General features: G+C 70.7%; 8 protein-coding genes. 3 read left to right on the top strand and 5 right to left on the bottom strand.

The window, feature by feature from the left end:
* Positions 1-118: 118 nt before the first annotated feature.
* Positions 119-685, bottom strand: coding sequence for a heme-binding beta-barrel domain-containing protein (locus VH914_08760; GenBank protein HEX4491278.1), 567 nt, complete (start codon positions 683-685; stop codon positions 119-121).
* A gap of 70 nt (positions 686-755) precedes the next feature.
* Here VH914_08760 and VH914_08755 point away from each other — a divergent pair, with 70 nt between their 5' ends.
* Entirely contained in the window at positions 756-3,059 is a 2,304-nt protein-coding gene (locus tag VH914_08755) for an arylsulfatase (protein HEX4491277.1), read from the top strand.
* 19 nt (positions 3,060-3,078) lie between these two features.
* On the opposite strand, the gene VH914_08750 is transcribed toward VH914_08755, so the two are convergent.
* The 3 genes from VH914_08750 to VH914_08740 are packed head-to-tail and all read right to left on the bottom strand — an operon-like array spanning position 3,079 to position 5,518.
* Complete coding sequence (locus tag VH914_08750) at positions 3,079-3,813, bottom strand: class I SAM-dependent methyltransferase (GenBank protein ID HEX4491276.1); 735 nt, start codon at positions 3,811-3,813, stop codon at positions 3,079-3,081.
* Between the two features lie 40 nt (positions 3,814-3,853).
* Entirely contained in the window at positions 3,854-4,639 is a 786-nt protein-coding gene (locus tag VH914_08745) for an SDR family NAD(P)-dependent oxidoreductase (protein HEX4491275.1), read from the bottom strand.
* Between the two features lie 45 nt (positions 4,640-4,684).
* The gene (locus VH914_08740) at positions 4,685-5,518 is read right to left on the bottom strand and encodes a GAF domain-containing protein (protein HEX4491274.1); all 834 of its coding nucleotides are present in this window, start codon (positions 5,516-5,518) and stop codon (positions 4,685-4,687) included.
* A gap of 229 nt (positions 5,519-5,747) precedes the next feature.
* Between VH914_08740 and VH914_08735 the strand changes: the two genes are divergently transcribed.
* Positions 5,748-6,434, top strand: coding sequence for an HAD family hydrolase (locus VH914_08735; protein ID HEX4491273.1), 687 nt, complete (start codon positions 5,748-5,750; stop codon positions 6,432-6,434).
* 34 nt (positions 6,435-6,468) lie between these two features.
* Here the strand turns inward: VH914_08735 and VH914_08730 are convergent, their stop codons facing one another.
* Positions 6,469-6,828: a nuclear transport factor 2 family protein gene (locus VH914_08730; GenBank protein ID HEX4491272.1), complete on the bottom strand. Its 360-nt coding sequence runs from the start codon at positions 6,826-6,828 to the stop codon at positions 6,469-6,471.
* 60 nt (positions 6,829-6,888) lie between these two features.
* Between VH914_08730 and VH914_08725 the strand changes: the two genes are divergently transcribed.
* The gene (locus VH914_08725; protein HEX4491271.1) at positions 6,889-7,830 is read left to right on the top strand and encodes a DNA-3-methyladenine glycosylase 2 family protein; all 942 of its coding nucleotides are present in this window, start codon (positions 6,889-6,891) and stop codon (positions 7,828-7,830) included.
* The last annotated feature ends 19 nt before the right edge of the window (positions 7,831-7,849 follow it).

Raw genomic sequence — 7,849 nt, 5'->3', positions numbered from 1 at the left:
ACCGTCGTCGGTCCCATCCCGACGAACGCGTTCCTCTACTTCGGCGTCAACTAGCTCCACGGCGCACCGAACCGCAGCCGGGGTCGACCAAGGATGGTCGGCCCCGGTTCGCGTCAGCTCATTCTGCGACGCGATGCAACGTGTTCAGGTCCGTGTGCTCCAGCACCGCGCCGTGGCGCTTCACGTCGATGACGCTGGTCTCCTCGTACGACCACGTGTCGTCGCCGATCGTGATCGTCACCTCGTAGCGGCTCGTGCGGGCCTGCTCGGCGAGGTACTGGTTCGACAAGATGCCGTAGATCTCGGAGCCGCACTCCGCGGCGAGCGTGAACGACTTGGCGTCGGCCGTCGTGAGTCCGCCCGCGATCACGACCGTGCCGCGCGGGATCATGAAGCAGCGCATCACCTGGCTGTCGGTCGCGTCCCACAGCCAGTAGCCGATCTCGGTGTGGAACGGCTCGTCCTCGTTCGGCCGCCACGCGGCCATGCGGTAGTCGAGTCCGAACAGCGATTGCTTGCCGTTCTCGACCGGACCGAACGGGCTGAACGTCGTGCGCTCGCGATAGTGCGTCTCGCCGACGGCACCGTCGACGTGATGGAACGAGATGTCGATGCCCTGATCGCCTTCCCATGTTCCGACGAGTCCGGCGAGCGGTCCGAGTTGCGCGGGCTTGGGTGCAGGCACGGTGTCCTCCGAACTGGAGTGGTCGCGGCGGGGTGAGCCGAGTCTCTCAAACGCGCGAGGCTCCGGCCTCATGGAGCAGGCGCGCGAGTTCGGTGGTGTCATCGGTCCGACGTGGAGGGAGTCGACGCCGTGGTGGCCGCCGGAACCGGCGCCTCCGGATGGCGCGCCGAACGTCGCGCTGATCGTGCTCGACGACGTCGGCTTCGCGCAGATCGGGTGCTACGGCTCCGACATCGCAACACCGAACATCGACAGACTCGCGTCAGGCGGTGTGCGCTTCTCCAATTTCCACACGACCGCGTTGTGCTCGCCGACGCGCGCGTGCCTGCTCACCGGCCGCAACCACCACAGCAACGGCATGGCGCGCGTCGCCGACCTCGCGCTCGGCTACCCCGGTTATTCGGGCCGCATCCCACGCGAGAACTTCTTCCTCTCGCAAGTGCTCGCGACCGTCGGGTACGCGCCCTACGCGGTCGGCAAATGGCACCTCACGCCCGAGGACGAGACGCACATGGCCGCGCCGCGCAACTCGTGGCCGCTCGGTCGCGGGTTCCAGCGTTGGTACGGCTTCCACGGCGGCGAGACCCATCAGTTCGTGCCGTCGCTGTACCACGACAACCACACGACCCTGCCGCCGCGCTCGGTCGCCGACGGCTACCACCTGAGCGAGGATCTCGCCGACCGTGCGATCGAGTACCTCGCCGACCTGCGCGCGGTCGACGGCGACCAACCCTTCTTCCTCTACTTCGCGACCGGCGCGTGTCATTCACCGCACCACGCGCCGGCGGAGTACATCGAGCGCTACCACGGGCAGTTCGACGACGGCTGGGACGCGTGGCGCGACCGGACGTTCGCGCGCCAGCTCGACATGGGACTGCTGCCACGCGGGACGCGCCTGTCGCCGCGGCCGGCGTGGGTGCCCGCGTGGACCGACTTGAAGCCCGAGGACCAGCGCGTCGCGGCGCGGTTCATGGAGTGCTTCGCCGGCTTCCTCACGCACGCCGACGCGCAGATCGGTCGCGTGCTCGACTCCATCGACTCCGTCGACGGCAGCGGGCTCGACGACACGCTCGTGATCCTCGTGTCCGACAACGGCGCGAGCTCCGAAGGCGGCGTGAAGGGGTCGATCAACGACGCGCGGTTGTGGAACGGGATGGCCGCTGGCCGTCGGGAGTTGCGCGCGCGCATCGACGAGCTCGGCACACCGACCGCGCACAACAACTATCCGTGGGGTTGGACCATGGCCGGCAACACACCGTTCAAGCGGTGGAAGCGCGAAGTGCACGAGGGCGGCATCGCCGATCCGTGCATCGTGCACTGGCCCGGCCGGATTCGCGCGCGCGGAGAGATCCGTCATCAGTTCGCGCACGCGATCGACGTCGCGCCGACGGTGCTCGAGCTCATCGGCATCGAGGCGCCCACCGCGATCGAAGGGCTGACCGCTTCGCCGATCGAGGGCACGAGCTTCGCCTACCTGCTCGACGACGATGCCGCCGCCGGCCGGCACACCACCCAGTACTTCGAGATGCTCGGCAGCCGCGGCATCTACCACGACGGGTGGAAGGCGGTGACATTCAAGCCGCTCGGCCACATGTACGACGACGGTGTCGATCCCGACGCGCCGTTCGAGGACGACGTGTGGGAGCTGTACCACGTCGCCGAGGACCTGTCGGAGTGCGACAACCTCGCCGACGCGCAGCCCGACAAGGTGCAGGAGCTCGTCGACCTCTGGTGGGAGCAGGCGCGCGCGTACAAGGTGCTGCCGCTCGACAACCGCCCGCTCGCCGCGATCATGAACCCGCGGCCGCGGCGCGCGCAGGCCCGCAACACCTACACGTACCGGCCACACGGCGCGCTCGTGCCCGAGGACGTCGCGGTGAACGTCCGCAACCGCACGCACTCGATCCGCGCCGACGTCACGATCGCCGACGGCGCGGATGCAAACGGTGTGCTGCTCGCGATCGGCAACGTGCTCGGCGGCTTCAGCCTCTACGTGCTCGGCGGCCGGCTGCACTACGTGCACAACCTCGCCGGCACTGAGCGCAGTGACATTCCGTCGGCGCGAGCGATCGGCTCCGGCGACCACGTGCTGCAGTTCGACTTCGTGTGCCCCGGCGACTACTCCGGTCACGGCACGTTGCGCGTCGACGGCGAGGTGGTCGGCGAGGGCGACGTCGCGCGCTTCACTCCCGCGCGCTTCGGGATCACCGGCGGCGGGCTGACGTGCGGCTACGAGCTCGGCCCGGCCGTCGGCGAGGGCTACGAAGCGCCGTTCCGCTTCGACCAGACGCTGCACCGCGTCGTCGTCACCGTCGACGGCATCGAGACAATCGATGCGGAGGCGAAGTTCGAATCGATCATGTCCGAGCAGTAGCCCGGTTGCGGGGCTACCGCTACCGAGGCTTCTCGTAGACGACGACCTGGCCGATGCCGTTCGGATCGAACCGTGTGCGTTGCCAGCTCGACCAGCGCTCGCGCAACCGCAGTCCCGCGACCCGCGCCATGAGGTCGAGCTCCGACGGCCACACGAATCGGTACGGCGCGGAGTGGCGCCGCAACGTGTCGCCGTCCTGCACCCAGTGGTGCGACCACGAGATCTGGCCCGCGAGGTCGTCGAAGGTCTCGATGCCGACGTGATCGTCCTCGAGCGAGAACACCCGACCGAGCTCACCCGGAGCGACGCGCCGGATCTGTGGGATGAGCACCTCGACGACGAACGCGCCGCCCGGTTCGAGATGCGCGGCCGCGTTCTCGAAGACCCGAACCTGCTCGTCCTGCGTCGTCAGGTTCATGATCGTGTTGAACACGAGATAGACGAGACGGAACGTCGCGTCGAGGCGCGTCGTCGCCATGTCGCCGACCGTCACGTCGATGCGATCGGCGCCCGGTTTCGCGCGCAGCACCGCGGCCATGTGCGGCGAGAGCTCGATGCCGTGTACCTCGATGCCGCGTGCACTCAGCGGCAGCGCGACGCGGCCGGTGCCGATCGCGAGCTCGAGCGCAGCACCGTCGCCGGCGAGGTCCCCGAGGAACGCCACGGTCGGGCCGAGGACCCCGGGATCGAACATCTCGGCGGAGTCGGCGTCGTACGCCTCGGCGACCTCGCGACCCCATTCGACGGTGCCCATGCCTGCAGATTGCCGCGCGAGGCGACCGGCGACGCGCGATTTACTGCGACAGCTTCTCGAACAGCTTCGCGAGCGCGGCGTCGGTGCCGGCTTGGGGGAGCGAGAGCCCGCCGTCGACGACCAGCGTCTGGCCGGTGATGTACGCGGCCGCGTCCGAGCAGAGGAACGCGATCACGTCGGCGACCTCGTCGGCTTCGCCGATGCGGCCGAGCGGGATCGCGTCGGTGATCGGCGCGAACGCGTCGGGGTGCTGATCCCAGATCGCGGTGAGCGGCGTGCGGATGAAGCCGGGCGCGACGCAGTTCACACGGATCGTCGGTCCGTACTCGAGTGCACCGCTCGACGTGAGCGCGATCACGCCCGCCTTCGCGGCGGAGTACGCCGCTTCGTTGCGCGTCGGCGCGAGTCCCGACAGCGACGCGTTGTTGACGATCGCGCCGCCGCCGCCCGCGAGCATCGCGGGCACCGCGGCGGCCATCGCGTGGAACGTGCCGGTGAGGTTCACGTCGACCAGCCGATGCCAGAGCCGGTCGTCGACCGTGTGCAGCGGTCGCAGGTCGCCCACGCCCGCGTTGTTCACGAGGATGTCGAGCCCGCCGCCGTCGTCGACGACCGCGGCGAACGCGGCGCGCACCGCGTCGCCGTCGCGCACGTCGACCTCGTACGCACGTCCGTTCACCTCGGCCGCGACCGCACGCGCCCCGTCGCCGTCGCGATCGAGCACCGCGACCGCGGCGCCGTCGCGCGCCAGCCGTTCCGCGCAGGCGCGGCCGATGCCGGACGCGCCGCCGGTGACGAGCGCGACTCGACCGTCGAAGAGTCCCATGACCGGCGACCTTACGTGGCCGCCGCACGCGACGGCCCGGTCAGGTCAGATGGCGGCGCGGGCGTCGTCGAGCGCGAAGAGTGCGTCTTCGTACAGTCGCGAGTGGTTCAACGCGAGCGCGACCCGCACCGTGAACGCGGCGACGATCTCGATGTCGATCGCGCCGAACGGCTCGTCGACCGGTGCCGCGAGTTGGAGCACGCCGAGCAGCAGGTCGCCGAAGATGATCGGCGCACCGAGGACGAGGCCTCGATCGGGATCAGGGTGAGCCGCCGCACCCGGCAGGAGCAGCGGCTGCTGGCTGAGGCCGACCCGGGTCGCGAAGCCGACACCGCCGAGGCGCTCGAAACCGTCGTCCGACCCGAAGGTCGCCGCGACGCGCAGCTGCCCGTCGGGTGAGAGGAGCCGGATCGTCCCGGCATCGGCACCGACGAGATCGCGCACGCGGTCGAGCGTGCGCCCGATGACCCGTTCGAGCACGAGCGATCCCTGGAGGCTGCTCGACGCGTCGGCGAGCGCCGCGGCCTCGAGCAGGCGGTCCGCGATCGCGAGCGACACCGCACGCTCCTCGCTTTCGAGCAGCTCGAGCCGGCGCAGGTGGCGCTCCTTCTCGACGACGTAGGCGATGAAGCCACCCGCGGCCGTGATCGTTGCCGCGCGCAGGAGATCGGGGTCGAAGAGCGCGTCGTGTGCATTGCCCCACACGTTGGCCCGCAGCGTCGTGACGACGACACCGAAGAACACGACCAGGCCCACGGCCGCGATCTGGCGGCGGCGGTGCTCGATGTCGGCGCGGGTGAGGGGCCGGGTCGGGTTGAGACCCGCGCTGCGCTCCTCACGGCGGATCTCGTCTCGCAGGTCTTCCAGGGCGACGGTCATCGTCGGCACCCCCTCTCGCCCGGGATATCGGAGGATCGCGGCCCCGGGCTTGAGCGCCGAGACAATTGTTTGAGGCGTCGTTGATGGGGGTATTCGCGCCCGCTGCCCAGGCTCAGGTCGGCGTCCGCACCGGCCGATAAGGACGACGGGGGTCGGGCGAAGGAAGGGCGGAAAGCATGGGTGGGGTCGGGCGAGGCCGGCGTCGGCGCGCGGCACGAGGTGCCCCCCGATGACCGACGATGTCCGCGCCGTCCTCTTCGATCTCGACGACACGTTGTTCGAACAGGCGAGCTGGCTCGCGGGTGCGTGGCTCGAAGTCGCAGCCGCTGCGCAGGCATGGAATGTCGATCGGACGCGGTTCCTCGCCGCGCTCCATCGCGTGTGCGCCGACGGCAGCGACCGCGGCGAGATCATCGATCGCGCGCTCGCGCGCATCAGACGACACGACGTCGCAGTGGCGCCCTTGCTCACGGCCTTCCGCGGCTACGCGCCGGCGCGCCTCACGCCGTATCCAGGAGTGACCGACGCGCTCGATGCGTTGCGCGGACGGGTCGCCGTCGGGCTCGTCAGCGACGGCGATCCCGCGATCCAGCGCGCCAAGCTGCGCGCGCTCGGCATGGAATCGACGTTCGACATCGTCGTGCTCGGCGACGAGCTCGGACGCGAGCACCGCAAGCCCAGCCCGGCCGGTCTGCTCACCGCGCTCGTGGCGCTGGGTGTCGATCCGGCTTCCGCGGTCGTCATCGGCGACCGGCCGAGCACCGATATCGCGGCGGCCGCCGCTGCGGGTGCGCGCGCGATCCGCGTGCGCACCGGTGAGTACGCGCGCGAATCGGATTCACCGCGACCGTGGGCGACCGCGCCCGACGTCTCCCGCGCGGTCGCGGGCCTGCTGGAGCTCGCGGGCGTCAGCTGAGCGCTGCCGTCACGGCGCGCTTCGCCGGGTGACGTCAGCTGCGGCGGAACTCCGGCTGGTCGATGACGCGCAGCCAGCTGCCGTCGGACTGACGGCGCACGACCTGTGCGCGCGCGCCGGCGGCGTCCTTGGGCGGCGTCGACGTGAGCGCGAGGTCGCCCATTTGCACCGTGGGCAGCGGCGGTTCGGGCTCGAAATGCGGCCGGTTCGCGAGCATCTGCGTGAAGACCCCACGGATCGCATCGTGACCGGTCGACTGCGAGCCGGGCGGATAGGCCATCACCGCCTCGGGCTCGTACAACTCGATCAGTCCGTCGACGTCGCCGGCGTTCGCACGCTCGACGAAGAGGCGAGTCAGGTCTTCGGGCGTCATGGCGCGTTCTCGTTCGGGCATGACGTCGATTGTTCCCCGGCAACCGTCGGCTGACACGACCGCGTCGATATGGTGAGGGTCATGGCGGGCCGGCGGATCGTGCACACGCGCCGCCCGCTCGACCTGCACGCAACGCTCGGTCCGCTCGTGCACGGCGGCCGCCGCGATCCGAGCCTGCGCGTCGGATCGCGTGACGTGTGGCGCGCGAGCGACACGGCCGCGGGACCGGCCACGGTGCATCTCCAGAGCACCGGGCCGACGACGGTGGCCGCGCGCGCGTGGGGTCCGGGCGCGGAGGTCGCGCTCGACTCGGTGCCCGACCTCGTCGGCGCGCACGACGATCCACCGTCACTCGCGGGCGCGCACCCGCTCGTCACCGAGCTCGACCGCCGCGCACCGGGGATGCGCATCGGTCGCGCGGGCGGTGTGCTCGCGGCCTTGCTCCCGACCGTCCTCGAACAACGCGTGATCGGCATCGAAGCGGGTCGCGCGTACCGGGCGATGATGCGCGCCGGCGGTCGCCGCGCGCCGCAGCCGCGCGCGACCGACGACGTCGACGATCCCGCGGGCGCGCCCGCGCTGCTCTTGCCACCGACGCCCGAATGGCTGCGCACGACGCCGTACTGGACCTTCCACCGTTGGGGTGTCGAGCAGCGACGCGTCAACACGATCAAATACGCGGCCGCGCACGCGCGCCGTCTCAGCGAGGCGGAATCGCTGCCCGTCGATGAGGCGCGCCGCCGGCTCTTCGCGCTCCGGGGCGTCGGACCGTGGACGGTGAACACCGTCGCCGAGCTCGCGCTCGGTGACCCCGACGCGGTCGCAGTGGGCGACTACTGGCTCAAGCACGTCGTGACCCACGCGCTCACGGGCGAGGCGCGCGGCAGCGACGAGCGCATGCTCGAACTGCTCGAGCCGTGGCGCGGCCAACGGGGTCGCGTCTGCCGGCTGCTCGTGCGCGGCGGCCCCGCCCTCCCGCGCTTCGGCCCCCGCCTCCCGCTCCAAGCCATCGCCAACTTCTGAGCTTTCTGGTCGGGCTCGC

The organism is Acidimicrobiia bacterium, assembly GCA_036271555.1.
GTDB lineage: Bacteria > Actinomycetota > Acidimicrobiia > IMCC26256 > PALSA-610 > DATBAK01.
Note: the sequence above shows the minus strand (reverse complement) of the source record. Positions and strands in the feature narration are given on the sequence as shown.

Excerpts from the sequence above, each read along its gene's own strand:
- VH914_08745 (HEX4491275.1), bottom strand. The coding sequence starts at position 4,639 with ATGGGACTCTTCGACGGTCGAGTCGCGCTCGTCACCGGCGGCGCGTCC.
- VH914_08725 (HEX4491271.1), top strand. The coding sequence starts at position 6,889 with ATGGCGGGCCGGCGGATCGTGCACACGCGCCGCCCGCTCGACCTGCAC.
- VH914_08740 (HEX4491274.1), bottom strand. The coding sequence starts at position 5,518 with ATGACCGTCGCCCTGGAAGACCTGCGAGACGAGATCCGCCGTGAGGAG.
- VH914_08735 (HEX4491273.1), top strand. The coding sequence starts at position 5,748 with ATGACCGACGATGTCCGCGCCGTCCTCTTCGATCTCGACGACACGTTG.
- VH914_08750 (HEX4491276.1), bottom strand. The coding sequence starts at position 3,813 with ATGGGCACCGTCGAATGGGGTCGCGAGGTCGCCGAGGCGTACGACGCC.
- VH914_08755 (HEX4491277.1), top strand. The coding sequence starts at position 756 with ATGGAGCAGGCGCGCGAGTTCGGTGGTGTCATCGGTCCGACGTGGAGG.
- VH914_08730 (HEX4491272.1), bottom strand. The coding sequence starts at position 6,828 with ATGCCCGAACGAGAACGCGCCATGACGCCCGAAGACCTGACTCGCCTC.